The sequence below is a fragment of the Streptomyces fildesensis genome (genome assembly GCF_016107395.1).
Classification (GTDB): Bacteria; Actinomycetota; Actinomycetes; order Streptomycetales; family Streptomycetaceae; genus Actinacidiphila; species Actinacidiphila fildesensis.
Genome location: NZ_JAAIKO010000007.1, coordinates 208433 through 225340, shown reverse-complemented (window position 1 = coordinate 225340; position 16908 = coordinate 208433). Strand labels below are relative to the sequence as shown.

General features: G+C 69.9%; 11 protein-coding genes. 7 read left to right on the top strand and 4 right to left on the bottom strand.

The annotated features are described in order from the left end of the window. Positions 1-205: 205 nt before the first annotated feature. The 5 genes from C6N31_RS14235 (at position 206) to C6N31_RS14215 (ending at position 7078) form a co-directional block, all read left to right on the top strand. The gene (locus C6N31_RS14235) at positions 206-2059 is read left to right on the top strand and encodes an APC family permease (protein ID WP_198357639.1); all 1854 of its coding nucleotides are present in this window, start codon (positions 206-208) and stop codon (positions 2057-2059) included. Between the two features lie 460 nt (positions 2060-2519). Beyond that, positions 2520-2609, top strand: coding sequence for a K(+)-transporting ATPase subunit F (gene kdpF / locus C6N31_RS14230; protein ID WP_078075662.1), 90 nt, complete (start codon positions 2520-2522; stop codon positions 2607-2609). An 8-nt stretch (positions 2610-2617) separates the two neighbouring features. Further along, the gene (gene kdpA, locus C6N31_RS14225; RefSeq protein ID WP_138352474.1) at positions 2618-4282 is read left to right on the top strand and encodes a potassium-transporting ATPase subunit KdpA; all 1665 of its coding nucleotides are present in this window, start codon (positions 2618-2620) and stop codon (positions 4280-4282) included. Beyond that, complete coding sequence (kdpB, locus tag C6N31_RS14220) at positions 4279-6408, top strand: potassium-transporting ATPase subunit KdpB (protein WP_138352475.1); 2130 nt, start codon at positions 4279-4281, stop codon at positions 6406-6408. Before kdpA ends, kdpB begins: the two co-directional genes overlap by 4 nt. A gap of 4 nt (positions 6409-6412) precedes the next feature. Then, on the top strand, positions 6413-7078 hold the full coding sequence (locus C6N31_RS14215; protein ID WP_138352476.1) for a potassium-transporting ATPase subunit C: 666 nt from the start codon (positions 6413-6415) through the stop codon (positions 7076-7078). Positions 7079-7510: 432 nt separating this feature from the next. On the opposite strand, the gene C6N31_RS14210 is transcribed toward C6N31_RS14215, so the two are convergent. Both C6N31_RS14210 and C6N31_RS14205 read right to left on the bottom strand, forming a co-directional pair. Next, positions 7511-8335, bottom strand: coding sequence for an SDR family NAD(P)-dependent oxidoreductase (locus C6N31_RS14210; protein ID WP_138352477.1), 825 nt, complete (start codon positions 8333-8335; stop codon positions 7511-7513). Positions 8336-8735: 400 nt separating this feature from the next. Beyond that, on the bottom strand, positions 8736-10820 hold the full coding sequence (locus C6N31_RS14205) for an APC family permease (protein ID WP_198357638.1): 2085 nt from the start codon (positions 10818-10820) through the stop codon (positions 8736-8738). A 322-nt stretch (positions 10821-11142) separates the two neighbouring features. Here C6N31_RS14205 and chrA point away from each other — a divergent pair, with 322 nt between their 5' ends. Next, on the top strand, positions 11143-12336 hold the full coding sequence (gene chrA, locus C6N31_RS14200) for a chromate efflux transporter (RefSeq protein ID WP_269286157.1): 1194 nt from the start codon (positions 11143-11145) through the stop codon (positions 12334-12336). Positions 12337-12429: 93 nt separating this feature from the next. Here chrA and C6N31_RS14195 read toward each other — a convergent pair whose 3' ends face one another. Further along, on the bottom strand, positions 12430-13296 hold the full coding sequence (locus C6N31_RS14195) for an Fpg/Nei family DNA glycosylase (RefSeq protein WP_198357636.1): 867 nt from the start codon (positions 13294-13296) through the stop codon (positions 12430-12432). Between the two features lie 142 nt (positions 13297-13438). After that, the gene (locus C6N31_RS14190; protein WP_438817419.1) at positions 13439-14257 is read right to left on the bottom strand and encodes a S1 family peptidase; all 819 of its coding nucleotides are present in this window, start codon (positions 14255-14257) and stop codon (positions 13439-13441) included. Positions 14258-14549: 292 nt separating this feature from the next. Here C6N31_RS14190 and C6N31_RS14185 point away from each other — a divergent pair, with 292 nt between their 5' ends. Then, positions 14550-16769 carry an NADP-dependent isocitrate dehydrogenase gene (locus C6N31_RS14185; RefSeq protein ID WP_198357634.1) on the top strand — a complete coding sequence of 740 codons (2220 nt, stop codon included), beginning with the start codon at positions 14550-14552 and terminating at the stop codon, positions 16767-16769. The last annotated feature ends 139 nt before the right edge of the window (positions 16770-16908 follow it).

Genomic DNA, 16908 nt, shown 5'->3' with positions numbered 1-16908 from the left:
GCGGCCGCGGCGCCGACAGCGGCCGTTGACACATCGCTGACGCGGGCCCCGGGGCTCTTGACGGCCTTCTGATGGCGGGGGTGAAGAACGGTGACAGGAAGGCGTCAAGAAGGCGTCGTTCGGCGTCAGGACCGCGTACGGACCGCGCATCGGCTCCGGGAGCCGCCTCCACGCTGGGTATCCACACCATGGAGGTACGACCACGTTGTCCGTTCTGACCAGCGAGCCGACTCTCGAGGCATCCGACGGGGAACCCCCGGACCCAGCTCAGGAGCAGCACAAGCTGACCGCGCTGCAAGGGCTGGCCGCCCTGTCGCTGGACGCGATGGCGTCGGTGGCGTACGGCCCCGAGGCCATCGTCCTGGTGCTGGCCGCGGCGGGCGGGTACGGGCTCGGGTTCGCCCTTCCCGTCACCCTCGCGATAGCCGGCCTGCTGGCCGTCCTCGTCGCCTCCTACCGCCAGGTGATCGCGGCCTTCCCGGACGGCGGCGGCTCGTACGCGGTCGCCAAGCGGCACCTGGGGCGGCGTACCAGCCTGGTGACGGCGGCCTCCCTGATCCTGGACTACGTCCTGAACGTGGCCGTGTCGGTGACCGCCGGAGTGGCCGCACTCACCTCGGCGTTCCCCGCCCTGTACGGCGACCGGGTGTGGATCTGCCTGGCGGTCCTGGTGCTCGTCACCGCCGTCAACCTGCGCGGCATCGTCGACTCGGCCCGGGCGTTCATCATCCCCACCGCGGTCTTCGTCGGCTCCATCCTCACGATCATCGTCGTCGGGCTGTTCCGGGACGCCCCCGCCAGCACCGAGGCCGCGGCCGGCCACGCCTCCGCGCTGGGCGCCAACGCGACCACGGTCGGCGCGCTGCTCCTGATGAAGGCGTTCGCGGCGGGGTGCTCCGCCCTGACCGGTGTCGAGGCCGTCGCCAACGCCGTCCCGTCCTTCCGTGCTCCGGCGCGCAAGCGCGCCCAGCGCACCGAGGTGGCGCTGGGCGGACTGCTCGGCGTCATGCTGATCGGCCTGTCGGTCCTCATCGGCCGCTTCCACCTCCAGCCGGTCGAGGGCGTGACCGTACTCGCCCAGCTCGCCGACGCCTCGCTCGGCCACAACTGGGCCTTCTACGTCGTCCAGTTCGCGACCGTCGTGCTGCTCGCGCTCGCCGCGAACACCTCGTTCGGCGGGCTGCCCGTGCTGATGGGCCTGCTGGCCCGGGACAACTTCCTCCCGCACGTCTTCGGCCTCAAGGCCGACCGTCAGGTCCACCGGCACGGCGTGCTGGCGCTCGCCGCCGTCTCCGCGCTGCTGCTGGTGTTCTCGGGCGGTGACACCAACACGCTCGTGCCGCTCTTCGCGATCGGAGTGTTCGTCGGCTTCACCCTCTGCCAGACCGGCATGGTGCGCCACTGGCGCGCGGAGCGATCGCCGGGGTGGCGGGCGAAGGCCGCGCTGAACGGTTTCGGGGCCGTGCTGACCGGTGTCGCCGCGGTGATCACCACGTCGGTCAAGTTCACCGAGGGCGCCTGGATGATCGTGCTGGCGCTGCCGCTCCTCGTCCTGCTCTTCGAGGCGGTCCACCGCGCGTATGTCCGCATCGCCGGCCGGCTGGGCCTGGGATTCATTCCCGACGCCCCGCACCGCGACCGGTCCGTGATCATCGTCCCGGTGGCGTCGCTGTCCCGTCTCACCAGCGAGGCGCTGACCGCCGCAGTCTCCCTGGGCGACGAGGTCATCGCGGTCACCGTCACCGACCCCGACGACCGCGAACGCACCGAGGCCCTGCACCGCGACTGGGCGCTGTGGTCGCCCGGCGTCGAACTGCGCGACCTGCCGTCCCCCACGCGTTCCGTCGGCCGCCCCGTCGCCGCCCTCGTCCGTCGGATGGCCGCCGACCAGCCCGGCACCCGGATCACCGTCCTCATCCCGGAGGTCGAGCCCGCCCACATGTGGCAGCGCCTGCTGCAGAACCAGCGCGGCGCGGTCGTTGCCCACGCCGTCCGCCGTGACACGGACGCCGTCATCTGCCGGCTCCGCTTCCGCCTGGCGGCCCCGTCCGACCAGTGAGCCACCACGCGGGAACCGGTGAGGAGATCTCCACCACCCGCCCGTCCGCCACCGTGAACTGCAGCAGTGGCCGGACCGCGGTGTCGGTGGCGGCCGGACCGGTGCGTTTGACCAGGGCCCGGCCCGACGGCCACCGCCGGCGCCTCAGGGACACGTCAGGATCGCGCAGTGGAGCGGGGCGCCCCAGCGGTGGAGCAGGCGTCCGGAATCCGGCGTGCGCAGCCCTCTGCACCGGCTTTTCCGCAGGTGAGGCCGGGTGCGTAAGAGAGGCGTCAAAAGCGTGCCAGTGGCCGTAAGGGACGCATCAACGAAAGACGAAGCGGCCTGTTCAGGAGGTTTGCTCAGAGGGTCAGAGATTCCGACTCTTCTAGGAGCACACGATGGCCGACATGGCCTTCGTCGTCACCACGATCGCGGTGTTCGCGTTGGTGGCTCTCATCGCCAAGGGGGTGGCAAAGCTGTGACCGCCGAGAACATCGTCGGCCTCGTCGTGGCCGTCGCCCTCCTGGGCTACCTCGTCCTCGCCCTTCTTTACCCGGAGAGGTTCTGAGTCCAGATATGAGCCCCGTCCTCGCCGGTGTGCTCCAGATGCTCGCGCTGATAGCCGCGCTCGCACTGGCATACCGTCCGCTCGGCGACTTCATGGCCGGCGTCTACTCCTCCGACAAGCATCTGCGGGTCGAGAAGTGGATCTACAAGGCCATCGGCGCCAACCCGTCCACCGAGATGCGCTGGCCCGCGTACCTGCGCGGTGTCCTCGCCTTCTCCGCGGCGAGCGTCCTCTTCCTCTACGTGATGCAGCGGATCCAGGGCAGCCTGCCCGGTTCGCTCGGCTTCTCCGCGATCGACCCGGACCAGGCGTTCAACACCGCCGCGTCCTTCGTGTCGAACACCAACTGGCAGTCGTACTACGGCGAGCAGGCCATGGGCCACGTCGTACAGACCGGCGGCCTCGCGGTGCAGAACTTCGTCTCGGCGGCCGTCGGCCTCGCCGTGGCGGTGGCCCTGGTACGCGGCTTCGCCCGCTCCCGCACCGGTGAGCTCGGCAACTTCTGGGCCGACCTGGTGCGCGGCACCGTACGCATCCTGATCCCGATCGCGGTGATCGGTGCGATCGTGCTGGTCGCCTGCGGCGCGATCCAGAACTTCTCCGGCATCCACGGTGTCGGCCAGTTCATGGGCGGCTCGCAGCAGTGGAACGGCGGCGCGGTGGCTTCCCAGGAGGCCATCAAGGAGCTGGGCACCAACGGTGGCGGTTACTTCAACGCCAACTCGGCGCACCCCTTCGAGAACCCGAACGGCATCTCGAACCTCTTCGAGATCTTCCTGATCCTCGTCATCCCCTTCGCGCTCACCCGCACCTTCGGCAAGATGGTCGGCAGCGTCAAGCAGGGCTACGCGATCCTCGCCACGATGGTGACGATCTGGATCGGCTTCACCGCGCTGATGATGTGGACCGAGTTCCACCACGGCGGCCCGGCCTTCAACATCGCCGGTGGTGCGATGGAGGGCAAGGAGACCCGGTTCGGTGTCGGCGGCTCGTCGATCTTCGCGGTGGCGACCACACTGACCTCGACCGGCGCCGTGAACTCGTTCCACTCCTCGTTCACCGGCTTCGGCGGCGGTATCACCATGCTGGGCATGCAGCTCGGCGAGATCGCTCCCGGTGGTGTCGGCTCCGGCCTCTACGGCATGCTGATCATGGCCATCATCGCGGTGTTCATCGCGGGCCTGATGGTGGGACGCACACCCGAGTACCTGGGCAAGAAGATCGGCACCCGCGAGATCAAGTTCGCGGCGTGCTACATCCTCATCACCCCGGCGCTGGCGCTGTGCTTCACCGCCGCCGCCATGGCGCTGCCGACCCCGATGACGTCGATGACGAACTCGGGCGCGCACGGCTTCTCCGAGATCCTGTACGCGTACACCTCGGGCGCCAACAACAACGGCTCGGCCTTCGCCGGGCTCAACGCCGACACCCAGTGGTTCAACACCACGATCGGGCTCGCGATGCTGCTCGGCCGGTTCCTGCCGATGGTGTTCGTGCTGGCGCTGGCCGGCTCGCTCGCCGAGCAGAAGCCGGTCCCGGCCACCGCGGGCACCCTGGGCACCCACAAGCCGCTCTTCACCGGGCTGCTGGTCGGCACGATCATCATCGTCACTGGACTGACCTACTTCCCCGCGCTGGCGCTGGGGCCGCTCGCCGAGGGGCTGGGGTCATGACCACTCGTCTGAAGCAAGAGGACTCGATGTCCACTGTCACTCCGACCCGTGCCCCGCACCATGATGTGCCCACCGGTCACCAGCCCGACGGCGCACGCGTCGGTGGGGGCCTGTTCGACCCCAAGCAGCTGATCAGGTCCTTCCCGGACGCGGTCCGCAAGCTCGACCCGCGGGTGATGGTCAAGTCCCCCGTGATGTTCGTGGTCGAGATCGGCTCCGTGCTGAGCACGATCTTCGCGTTCACCAACCCGGGCGACTGGTTCGGCTGGGCCATCGCCGCCTGGCTCTGGCTCACCACGATCTTCGCCAACCTGGCGGAGGCGGTGGCCGAGGGCCGCGGCAAGGCGCAGGCCGACACCCTGCGCAAGGCCAAGACCGACACCGTCGCGCGGCGGCTCAACGGCGGCGTGGAGGAGAGCGTTCCCGGTGCCGAGCTGCGCATCGGTGACCTGGTGGTCTGCGAGGCCGGCGACGTCATCCCCGGTGACGGGGACGTCGTCGAGGGCGTCGCGAGCGTCGACGAGTCGGCCATCACCGGCGAATCGGCCCCGGTCATCCGGGAGTCCGGCGGTGACCGCTGCGCGGTGACCGGTGGCACGAAGGTGCTCTCCGACCGCGTCGTCATCAAGATCACGACGAAGCCGGGCGAGACGTTCATCGACCGGATGATCGCCCTGGTGGAAGGTGCCTCCCGGCAGAAGACGCCGAACGAGATCGCGCTGAACATCCTGCTGGCGTCGCTCACGATCGTCTTCCTGCTCGCGGTCGTCACGCTCCAGCCGTTCGCGATCTACGCCGGCCAGAAGCAGTCCATGATCGTGCTGGTCGCGCTCCTCGTCTGCCTCATCCCGACCACCATCGGCGCTCTGCTGTCGGCGATCGGCATCGCGGGCATGGACCGGCTGGTGCAGCGCAACGTGCTGGCGATGTCGGGCCGTGCCGTCGAGGCCGCCGGTGACGTCTCCACGCTGCTGCTCGACAAGACCGGCACCATCACCCTCGGCAACCGCCAGGCATCGGAGTTCGTACCCGTCCAGGGCACCACGGACGCCGAGCTCGCCGACGCCGCTCAGCTCTCCTCGCTCTCCGACGAGACGCCGGAAGGCCGCTCCATCGTCGTGCTGGCGAAGGAGAAGTACGGGCTGCGCGAGCGGCAGCAGGGTGAGCTGAAGGGCGCCGACTGGGTCGCGTTCACCGCCCAGACCCGCATGTCGGGTGTGGACGTGGACGGCCGCAAGGTCCGCAAGGGCGCGGCCGGTTCGGTCATCGCCTGGGTCAACGAGCGCGGCGGAGTCGTCGCCAAGGACGCCCAGGCGCTCACCGACGCGATCTCCCAGGCCGGCGGTACGCCGCTGCTCGTCGCTGTCGAGGACACCGAGGGCGCCCGCGTGCTGGGCGTCATCCACCTCAAGGACGTCGTCAAGGAGGGCATGCGGGAGCGGTTCGACGAGCTGCGCCGGATGGGCATCAAGACCATCATGATCACCGGTGACAACCCGCTGACCGCCAAGGCGATCGCCGAGGAGGCCGGCGTCGACGACTTCCTCGCGGAGGCGACTCCTGAGGACAAGATGGCGCTGATCAAGCGGGAGCAGGCGGGCGGCAAGCTCGTCGCGATGACCGGTGACGGCACCAATGACGCTCCCGCGCTGGCGCAGGCGGACGTGGGCGTGGCGATGAACACCGGTACCTCGGCCGCCAAGGAGGCCGGGAACATGGTGGACCTGGACTCCAACCCCACCAAGCTCATCGAGATCGTGGAGATCGGCAAGCAGTTGCTGATCACCCGTGGCGCGCTGACGACGTTCTCCATCGCCAACGACGTCGCGAAGTACTTCGCGATCATCCCCGCCATGTTCGCGGTCGCCTACCCCGGCCTGGACAAGCTCAACATCATGGGCCTGCACAGCCCGCAGTCCGCGATCCTGTCCGCGGTCATCTTCAACGCGCTGATCATCATCGCGCTGGTGCCCCTCGCCCTCCGGGGCGTGCGGTACAAGCCGATGGGCGCCGACAAGATGCTCCGCCGCAACCTGGCCGTCTACGGACTCGGCGGCCTGATCGCCCCGTTCATCGGCATCAAGATCATTGACCTGCTCATCTCCCTCATCCCTGGCATCGGGTGACGTCGTGAACAACTCATTTGGAAACACCGTGCGGTTGTTCGGAGCCGGGGTGCGCGCGCTGCTCGTCCTGACTCTGGTCTGCGGCGTGCTCTACCCGCTCCTGATCACCGGCATAGCCCAGGGCCTGTTCCACAACAAGGCCAACGGTTCGGAGATCAAGGACGGCGGCAAGGTCGTCGGTTCCAGCCTCATCGGACAGACCTACAACCTGCCGCTGAAGAACGGCGAGGAGACTCCCGCGCCCGACCTGAAGTGGTTCCAGCCGCGGCCGTCCAACGGACTGGGCACCAACTCCGTCAACACCCAGTACTCGCTCATCCTCTCCGGGGCCACCAACCGCTCCGGCGACAACGCGGACCTGATCAAGTGGGTGACGGAGGCCAAGGCCGCCGTCGTCAAGGACAACTCCACGGCGGACTTCAAGGTCAAGCCCTCGGACGTGCCGGCCGACGCCGTCACCTCCTCCGGCTCCGGCCTCGACCCGCAGATCTCGCCCGAGTACGCCGAGCTCCAGGTCCACCGGGTCGCCGCGCTCAACAAGCTCGACGCCCAGCAGGTCGAGAAGCTGGTGGCGGACAACACCGACGGCCGGATCCTCGGCTTCATCGGTGAGCCGCGGGTGAACGTCCTGAAGCTCAACATCGCCCTCAAAGCGCTCATCGCGCATTGATCGCGTTACAGCGGATACGCCGGGCAAGGCCGGCGCGGCCGGAGGTCTGCGGCCCGAGACATCTCTCTCGGGCCGCAGACCCGCCGCGTTCCGGCAGAGCGAGAGCTCCGGTGCCGGGGGAACCGCCAGGGAACCAGTCCACCCAGGGCCCGGAGGCCAGGAGGGCATGGCAGGACAGCTCTATCACGGGGTTCGGGGTTCCGTTCGACGGTACGTGGTGGTGGCGCGAGCTGGTGGTCCGTGCCCCTCCTGCGCGCCGACAGGTGCGCAGGAGGGTCGGGAAGGGCGGTGCGGATCCCCCCACGGGAACCGCACCGCCCTCGTCTCAAAGGCCGTTGGGCTTCCTGCCGTGATGGGCCTTCCTCTTGCGGCGGGCTTGCTTCTTACGGGCGCGCTTGGACATGTACCGCCTCGGTTCGGGGGCTCGGTGGTTCAGCCGGTCCGGCCGACCAACTGGTCGGCGACCTTGCACAGCCGGCGGACGGTGCGGTCCTCCATCGCGACGGGCGCGGCGGGCGAGATCGCGGTGCGGTCGTAGTAGGCGCCGGGTACGAGCTCGGTCGCGGGGTCGCACAGCCGGACCACGCGGGCGGCGCCCTCGGCGGACGAGTCGCCCTCGTGCGCGTACAGCGGCAGCAGGGCGGTATCGCAGATGCCCGGGTGCACGCTGACGGAGGTGCAGCCGGCGTCCGATCCCGCGCCCGCCCTGGCGAAGATCGTCAGCGCGAGCTGGGACTGGGCGTAGGCGGCCAGCCGGGAGTAACGGCGGGACCGGTTCAGGTCGTTCCAGGCGATGGACGCCGTGCGGTGCATGGACGACGACACATTGACGACGCGGCTGCCGGGCCGGGCGGTCAGCGGCCCGGTCAGTTCGCGGGTGAGGAGGAACGCGGCGAGGAAGTTGACCTGGAAGGCGATCTCGTTGCCGTCGGGGGTCATCGTGTGGCGCTCGGGGGCGGCGACCGCCGCGTTGTTCACCAGCACGTCCAGTACGGGATGCGCGTCGGCGACCTTGGCGGCCATCGCCCGCACCTCCTCCAGCCGGGAGAAGTCCGCCACCGCGAGGTCCAGCTGGGACGCCGCGACGCCGGCGGCCACCAGCCGGGTGACGGCCTGCTGCCCGGAGGTGAGGTCCGGCGCGTGCACGATGACGGTGCTGCCCTGTTCGGCGAGCAGCCGGGCGGTCTCCCAGCCGATACCGGAGGTGGCGCCGGTGACCAGCGCGGTGCGGCGGGCGGGTGAGGAGGGTGCAGACATGATCCACTCCGGGATGCGGGATTGCGGGTTTACGGGTTGCGGAACAGGGCTCAGGAGGGCGGGACGGCACAGAGGTGCCGGGGAAACGCGCCACCGGGCTCGTCGAGCGATGGGCGGTGACGGGGGAAGTGCGTCAGCGCGCCGGAGGCGAACAGGGCGCAGCCGGCGGCACCGTATGCGGTGGCCGGTCGTCATGGCGCAGGCAGCTGTTCACGTCTCCATCCAAGGAGACGGCGAGGCCCGGCTCAAGGGGAACGACGGAACCCTGACGGTCTCCTGACAGGACACCTGGTGGCTGGAGAGCCGCGGAGACGACGGAACACGGAGCTGCCCCGGGCCGGTTGATCCATCCGGTGGGCCCGGGGCAGCTCGTGATGGTCAAGTGGCGCGTGGCCGGCGGTCAGTGGGTGTCGACGTGCGGGGCCCGGTCGGGTTCGGCGGCGGGGTCGTCGGCGGGGTCGGGGTGGTTCGCCCAGGGAGTGAGGGCGGGTTCGCCGCGGCGGACGGAGCCGGGGGCGCGGCGGGTCGGGCGCTGCGGCCGGTGTTCGGACGAGCTCAGCTGCCAGGGCACGCTGATGACCATGACGCCAGGGGTGAACAGCAGCCGGCTCTTGAGCCACAGCGCGGACTGGTTGTGCAGCAGGTTCTCCCACCAGTGCCCGACGACGTACTCGGGGATGAAGACACTGATCACATCGCGGGGGCTGGTGCGGTTGAGCGACCGTACGTACTCCACGACCGGGCGGGTCACTTCCCGGTACGGCGACGCCAACGTCTTCAGCGGCACCTCGATCCCGAAGGCGTCCCACTGGTCCTGGAGGACCTTGGCCTCGTCGCGGTCGACCGCGACGGTGAGCGCTTCGAGGGTGTCGGGGCGGCAGGCGCGGGCGTAGGCGAGGGCCCGCAGCGTCGGTTTGTGGACCTTCGAGACCAGCACGACGGCATGCACGCGCGCGGGCAGCACCGTCTCGTCCGTCGGGTCGGTGACCGCCAGCTCGGCGGCGGTTCTGTCGTAGTGCCGCCGGATGCCGCGCATCATCAGCCACAACGCCACCGCGGCGATCACGGCCAGGTACGCGCCCTGCATGAACTTCGTCAGCAGCACGATGACCAGCACCAGACCCGTGACGAACGCCCCGAGCCCGTTGATCAGCCGGGCGGTCTGGTGCCGGCGCCGCTGCGCGGGGTCGGTCTCGTCGCGCAGGGCACGGTTCCAGTGCCGGACCATGCCGGTCTGCGACAGCGTGAAGGAGGTGAAGACGCCCAGGATGTACAGGTGGATGAGGTTGGTGACCGACGCGTCGAACACCCAGAGGAGGCCACCGGCGACGACGGCCAGCGCGACGATGCCGTTGGAGAACGCGAGCCGGTCACCGCGGGTGTGCAGCTGACGGGGCAGGTAGCGGTGCTGCGCCAGGATCGACGACAGCAACGGGAAACCGTTGAAGGCGGTGTTGGCGGCCAGCACCAGCACCAGGGCGGTGGCGGCCTGGATGAAGAAGAAGCCGAAGCTGTGATCGCCGCCGAAGATCGCGGCGGCCAGCTGGGCGATGACGGTGCGCTGCGGGGTGGTAGCGCAGTCCCCGGCGAAGCCCGTGAGACGGCAGGTGTCCTCGGTGATGTGCACCTTCGCGATCATCGCGAGGGCGGTGATGCCGGAGAACATCACGACGGCGATCAGGCCCATCGCGGTCATGGTGGAGGCCGCGTTGCGGGACTTGGGCTTGCGGAACGCGGGCACGCCGTTCGAGATCGCCTCGACACCGGTGAGGGCGGTGCAGCCGCTGGAGAACGCCCGCAGCCCCAGCATCAGCAGTGCCAGACCGGTCAGATTGCTGTTACCGGGGGCCGCGGTGACGCCGTAGGCGGCGGACTCCGCCACCGGGGCGTCGCCGACCAGCCAGCGGAACAGCCCGGTGGCACACATGATCAGCACGCCCGCGACGAACAGGTACGTGGGCGCCGCGAACGCCCGGCCGGACTCGCGCACGCCGCGCAGGTTCACGGCCGCCAGCAGAGCCACGAACCCCACGGCCATGCCGGTGCGGTAGTCGTTGAGCGAGGGCACCGCGGAGATGATGTTGTCGACGCCGGAGGCGACGGACACCGCGACGGTCATCACGTAGTCGACGAGCAATGACGCGGCCACGACGAGCCCGGCGGACGGGCCGAGGTTCGTGGCGACCACCTCGTACGATCCGCCGCCGGACGGGTAGGCGTGCACGACCTGCCGGTAGGAGAGCACCACGACGGCCATCAGCCCGACGACCGCCATCGCCACCCAGGTCGTCAGGTGCAGATACGCCAGCCCGCCGAGGGTGAGGACCAGCAGGATCTCCTGCGTGGCGTACGCGACCGACGACAGCGGGTCCGACGCGAAGATCGGCAGCGCCAGCCGCTTGGGCAGCAACGTCTCCTGCAACCCCTCGCTCGGCAACGCCCGCCCGATGACTACCCGCTTGATTCCATCCACGATTCTCGCCACGCGGGGGAGCGTAAGGGCCGTCCGGCGGTCCGGATGGCGGCGGACAGGGTGCCGCAGAGCCCGTGATCCGATGGGATGTGCCGCCAACTGCCGTACAGATCAGGGGAATACGTCTTCCGGAGGTCATCGGGCCGACCCGAGTGCCACTGGTTGTCGCTCACCAGTCTTAACGAAATCCATACGGCTCGCCGCGTCCCGCCCGTCGCCGGTCCGACCCAGCACGGAAGTGCGGCACCTCGACGTCACCGGGGTCCTATAGGGTCACGGCGCCGTACGAGCCGATGACGTAAGGAACGAGCGACGAGTGAGGGCGGACCGGAGCGTGGACCGGAGCACGGGTACGGGCCGGGTGGGGCTGGTCACGATCGGGCGGGAGTGGGGTCGGATCGGCTGTATCGGCTTCGGCGGACCACCGACCCACATCTCTCTCCTGCGGCAGTTGTGTGTGGAGCGCCGCAACTGGATCCCGGCGGAGGAGTTCGAGGATTCCATCACCGCGACGAACCTGTTGCCGGGCCCTGCCTCCACGCAGCTGGCGATCCTCACCGCCTGGCGCCTGCGCGGTCTGCCCGGCGCGCTGGTCGGAGGTCTGAGTTTCATCCTGCCGGGCCTCGCGCTGATCCTGGCCCTTGCCGCGCTGTTCCTGTCCGGGAACCCGCCGCTGTGGGTGCTCGGGGCGGCCGCCGGGGCCGGTTCCGCCGTCGCCGCCGTTGCCGTGCACGCGGCCTGGTCGTTGGCTCCCGGCAGCTGGAAGCGTGCGGGGAAGGCACGTTCCGCCCGTGTCCGCTGGCTCGGGTACGCGCTGGCGGGCGCGGCCGCTGCCGCTCTGACGGGGCCATGGCTCGTGCTGGTCCTGCTCGCGGCGGGACTGCTGGAGGTTGCGATACGCGCCCGCGGCCGGCAAGACGGTCGGCGAGGTGACCGGCGCTTCGGCCGACGCGTCGCGTCGTGGCCGGTAGTGGCTGCTGCTCCGGTGCTCGGCGGGGGAATGGTGGCGCTGGCCTGGGTGGCGCTCAAGGTGGGAGCACTGTCGTACGGCGGAGGGTTCGTCATCATTCCGCTGATGCAGGCGGACGCCGTCGACCACTACCACTGGATGACCGACAGCCAGTTCCTCAACGCCGTCGCCCTCGGCCAGATCACCCCGGGCCCGGTCGTGCAGACCGTCGCCGTGGTCGGGTACGCGGCCGGTGGAGTGTGGGGTGGTCTGCTGGCCGCCTCGGTGGCGTTCGCCCCGTCGTTCCTGTTCGTGATCCTCGGCGGGCGGCATTTCGACGGCCTGCGCTCCAGCGAGCGGGTGCAGGCGTTCTTCACCGGCGCCGGCCCCGCTGTGATCGGGGCCATCGCCGGCTCCGCGATCCCGCTCTCCCTGGCCCTGCGGAACGGCTGGCAGTACGCCGTGCTGGCGGCAGCAGCCCTCTGGCTGCTGGCTGCCCGGCGTGGAGTGGTCAGCGCCCTGCTGGGAGCAGGAGCGCTCGGCGTGGCGGCGGCGCTGGCCGGCTGGGCGGTGGGCTGACCACCATCCGTGCCTCAGCCCGTGGCGGCGGCGCTGGCCGGCTGGCCGGTGGGCTGACCACCATCCGTGCCTCAGCGGCGTTCCCTGCGGCCGCTATTTCAGCAGCCGGGACATCCGCCGGTCCGCGAGGGGTTTGCCGCCGGTCTGGCAGGTGGGGCAGTACTGCAGCGCGGAATCGCTGAAGGACACCTCGCGGATGGTGTCGCCGCAGACCGGGCAGGGTTCGCCCTTCCGTCCATGGACCCGGAGCCCGCTCTTCTTCTCGCTCTTGAGATCCCGCAGGGCCAGCCCGCTGGACCGCTCGATCGCGTCGGCGAGGGTCGAGCCGATCGCCGCGTGGATCCGGGCCACCTCGTCCTCGGAGAGGTTGGCCGCGAGTTTGAACGGCGACATCTTGGCGGTGTGCAGGATCTCGTCGGAGTAGGCGTTGCCGATTCCGGCGATCGTGCTCTGGTCGCGGAGGAGCCCCTTGATCTGGCGGCGGTCGTCCTTCAGCAGCCCGGCGAAGACCGCCGGGGTGAAGGCCGCGGAGAGGGGGTCGGGCCCGAGCCGCGCGATACCGGGTACGTCCTGCGGATCCCGTACGACGTAGACCGCGAGGTGCTTCTTGGTGCCGGCCTCGGTGACGTCGAAACCCGCGCCGTCGGGTTCGGTGAGTCGCACCCGCAGGGCGAGCGGGCCCTTGCCGGGGCGCGGCGGCTCCGCCGGCAGGGCGTCGTTCCAGCGCACCCAGCCGGCGCGGGCGAGATGGATGACCAGGTGCAGGTCCCCTGCCTGGAGGTCGAGGAACTTCCCGTGCCGGGTCACGCTCCCGAAGACGAGGCCTTCGAGTGCGCCCGGCGGTGGGTCGTAGGTCTTGAGCGCGTGGACGGCGAGCGGGTACACCCGCGCGACGGAACGGCCGACGACGTGTTCGGCCAGGAAGCGGGTGAGGGACTCGACCTCCGGCAGTTCGGGCATGTCCTCAGTCTGCCCCGGCGCGGCCCGATCGGCCGGATACGGCGGGCACACACCCCGGCCGGCCTCGCCGAACCGGGCCGGGACCGCAGGTGCCGCCCGCGCGTGGCTTCGCGCGGGCGGCGGACCGTACGTGGGGGGATGCTCAGAGGCCGGCGGCGGCGCTCTGGATTGCGGAGGCGAAGGTGCTCACCTCGGTGTAGACGCCCGGGTACCCGGCTCGCGCGCAGCCTTCGCCCCAGCTGACGATGCCGACCTGGATCCACTGGTTGTTGTTGTCCTTGCGGAACATCGGACCGCCGGAGTCGCCCTGGCACGTGTCGACGCCGCCCTGGGTGAAGCCGGCGCAGATCTCCTCGCCGGGTATCAGGTCGCCGCCGTAGGAGCTGCTGCAGGACGCGTCGCTGACGAACGGGACCTTGGCCTTGTACAGGTAGCGCTGCTGGCCGCCGCCCTCGCTTCTGGCGCCCCAGCCCGCGATGTCGAACGTGCCGGAGTTGAACGCGGTCGTGCCGGCGATGTTCAGGGTCGGCAGGTTGATGGGCTTGGCGAGCTTGATCAGCGCCCAGTCCTTTCCGCTGCCGTTGTAGCCGGGGGCCTGCAGCACACGCGTGGACTTGACCTTGATGGCGCTGCCGCTCTGCAGGTCGACGACGCCCGCCGTCGCGGTGATGGACGTGTTCGCGCCGCTGCCGTTCACACAGTGCGCGGCGGTGAGGACGATCTGCTGGGTGTACAGCGCGCCACCGCAGCCCATGGACAGCCGGACCATCCAGGGGAACTCGCCCTGCGCCGCGCGGGTGCCGCCGACGACGGACGGACTGGGCTCCGGGCTGGGGGCGGTCGCCTGGGCGCTGAGGGGCTGGAGGCTGAAGACGGCGAGGGTGATCGCGCCGAGCGCCGCGTACCTTTTGAGTGGCTTCAGGCCGAGGTGCAGACCGAGTGGCTTCAGGAAGTTCTTCAACGTTCTTCCTCTCGTGTGGGGGAAGGCACGTAGCGGCAGGTGCATGACAACTCTGAATCCGGAAGGCACCGCAGGACTTCCGGTTCGGGTGGGGGATGCCGCAAGAGTGCCGGTGTGAGTGTGCTGGCGGAGCGAACCCTGCGGCAAGTGGGCCTTTTCGGCCACGGACGTCCGCTCCCGGAAGCCGGCACGGCCGGCGCGTCGCCGTCCGACCCCGGGGGTCGGTTTCAGGTAGCGGCGCTCACGAGATATCTTGATGTCGAGACGTTTGTCGATGTGAAGCGGAGTACTGGTGACTGACTCGACCATTATCTATACGCACACTGACGAGGCCCCGGCCTTGGCGACGTATTCGCTTCTGCCGGTGATCCAGGCCTATGCCTCGACCGCGGGCGTCCGCGTCGAGACCCGCGACATCTCGCTCAGCGGCCGCATCATCGCCAGCTTCCCCGAGCGTCTCGCGGAGAACCAGCGGGTCGACGACGCGCTCGCCGAGCTCGGCACGCTGGCCAAGACCCCCGAAGCCAACATCGTCAAGCTGCCGAACATCTCGGCCTCGATCCCGCAGCTCAAGGCGGCCATCGCCGAGCTGCAGTCGATCGGCTACGCGCTGCCGGACTACCCGGACGACCCGAAGACCGACGAGGACCGGGACGTCCGCGCCCGCTACGACAAGGTCAAGGGCAGCGCCGTCAACCCGGTGCTCCGCGAGGGCAACTCCGACCGCCGCGCACCCGCGTCCGTCAAGAACTACGCCAAGGCGCACCCGCACCGCATGGGCGCGTGGACGGCCGACTCGAAGACGAACGTCGCGCACATGACCGCCGACGACTTCCGCTCCACCGAGAAGTCCACGGTCATCGCCGCGGACGGCTCGCTGCGCATCGAGCTCGTGGGTGACGACGGCAGCACCACGGTGCTGCGCGAGTCGGTACCTGTGCTCGCCGGCGAGGTCGTGGACGCGTCCGTCATGCGGGTCGCCGCGCTGCGTGAGTTCTTCACCGCGCAGGTCGCCCGGGCCAAGGCCGAGGGCGTGCTGTTCTCGGTGCACCTCAAGGCCACGATGATGAAGGTCTCCGACCCGGTCATCTTCGGCCACGTCGTGCGGGCCTTCTTCCCGAAGACGTTCGCCGAGTACGGCCGGACGCTGGCCGCGGCCGGCCTGAGCCCGAACGACGGGCTCGGCGGCATCCTCAAGGGCCTGGAGTCGCTGCCCGGGGGCGCGAAGATCAAGGCGTCCTTCGAGGCCGAGATCGCCGAGGGCCCCGAACTGGCCATGGTGGACTCCGACCGGGGCATCACCAACCTGCACGTGCCGAGCGATGTCATCGTCGACGCCTCGATGCCGGCCATGATCCGCACCTCCGGCCACATGTGGGGCCCGGACGGTTCGGAGGCCGACACCCTCGCCGTCATCCCCGACAGCAGCTACGCGGGCATCTACCAGGTCGTCATCGACGACTGCCGCGCGCACGGCGCCTACGACCCGGCGACCATGGGCTCCGTCCCGAACGTCGGCCTCATGGCGCAGGCGGCCGAGGAGTACGGCAGCCACGACAAGACCTTCGAGATCCCGGCCACCGGCACCGTCCGGGTCATCGACACCGACGGCAACGCCGTACTCGAGCAGACGGTCGGCGCGGGCGACGTGTTCCGCATGTGCCAGACCAAGGACGTGCCGATCCGCGACTGGGTCAAGCTCGCCGTGAAGCGGGCCCGCGCCACCGGCAACCCGACCGTGTTCTGGCTCGACGAGGGCCGCGCGCACGACGCCAACCTGATCGCCAAGGTCAAGGCGTACCTGCCCGAGCACGACACCGACGGGCTGCAGATCGAGATCATGACCCCGGAGCAGGCGACCGCGTTCTCCCTGGAGCGCATCCGCCGCGGCGAGGACACCATCTCGGTCACCGGCAACGTGCTGCGCGACTACCTGACGGACCTCTTCCCGATCCTGGAGCTCGGCACGAGCGCCAAGATGCTCTCCGTCGTCCCGCTGATCAACGGCGGCGGCCTGTTCGAGACGGGCGCCGGCGGCTCCGCCCCGAAGCACGTCCAGCAGCTGCTCAAGGAGAACTACCTCCGCTGGGACAGCCTGGGTGAGTTCCTCGCCCTCGCGGTCAGCTTCGAGCACCTGGCGCAGACCACGGGCAACGCGCGCGCCCAGGTCCTCGCCGACACCCTCGACCGGGCGACCGGCACGTTCCTCAACGAGGACAAGTCGCCGAGCCGCAAGCTCGGTGGCATCGACAACCGCGGCAGCCACTTCTACCTGGCGCTGTACTGGGCGCAGGAGCTGGCCGAGCAGACCGAGGACGCGCAGCTGGCCGGCGCGTTCGCGGGTCTCGCCGCGACGCTGGCCGAGCAGGAGCGGACCATCGTCGACGAGCTCATCGCCGTCCAGGGCTCGCCGACCGACATCGGCAGCTACTACCGTCCCGACGACGCCAAGGCTTCGGCCGTGATGCGCCCGTCGAAGGCGTTCAACGACGCCATCGCGACCCTCGGCTGACGAGAGACGCACGGCGGCGCCCGCCGGCCCGGGAGCGATCCCGGGCCGGCGGGCCTTCGTGTTTCCCGGACCTCGGCGCGCGGCCGGCGTGGTGGTGGAGTAGGAGTGGCCGCCCGTTCCGGCCAGCGCGCCCTTGCCG

Excerpts from the sequence above, each read along its gene's own strand:
- kdpA (WP_138352474.1), top strand. The coding sequence starts at position 2,618 with ATGAGCCCCGTCCTCGCCGGTGTGCTCCAGATGCTCGCGCTGATAGCC.
- kdpB (WP_138352475.1), top strand. The coding sequence starts at position 4,279 with ATGACCACTCGTCTGAAGCAAGAGGACTCGATGTCCACTGTCACTCCG.
- C6N31_RS14195 (WP_198357636.1), bottom strand. The coding sequence starts at position 13,296 with ATGCCCGAACTGCCGGAGGTCGAGTCCCTCACCCGCTTCCTGGCCGAA.
- C6N31_RS14210 (WP_138352477.1), bottom strand. The coding sequence starts at position 8,335 with ATGTCTGCACCCTCCTCACCCGCCCGCCGCACCGCGCTGGTCACCGGC.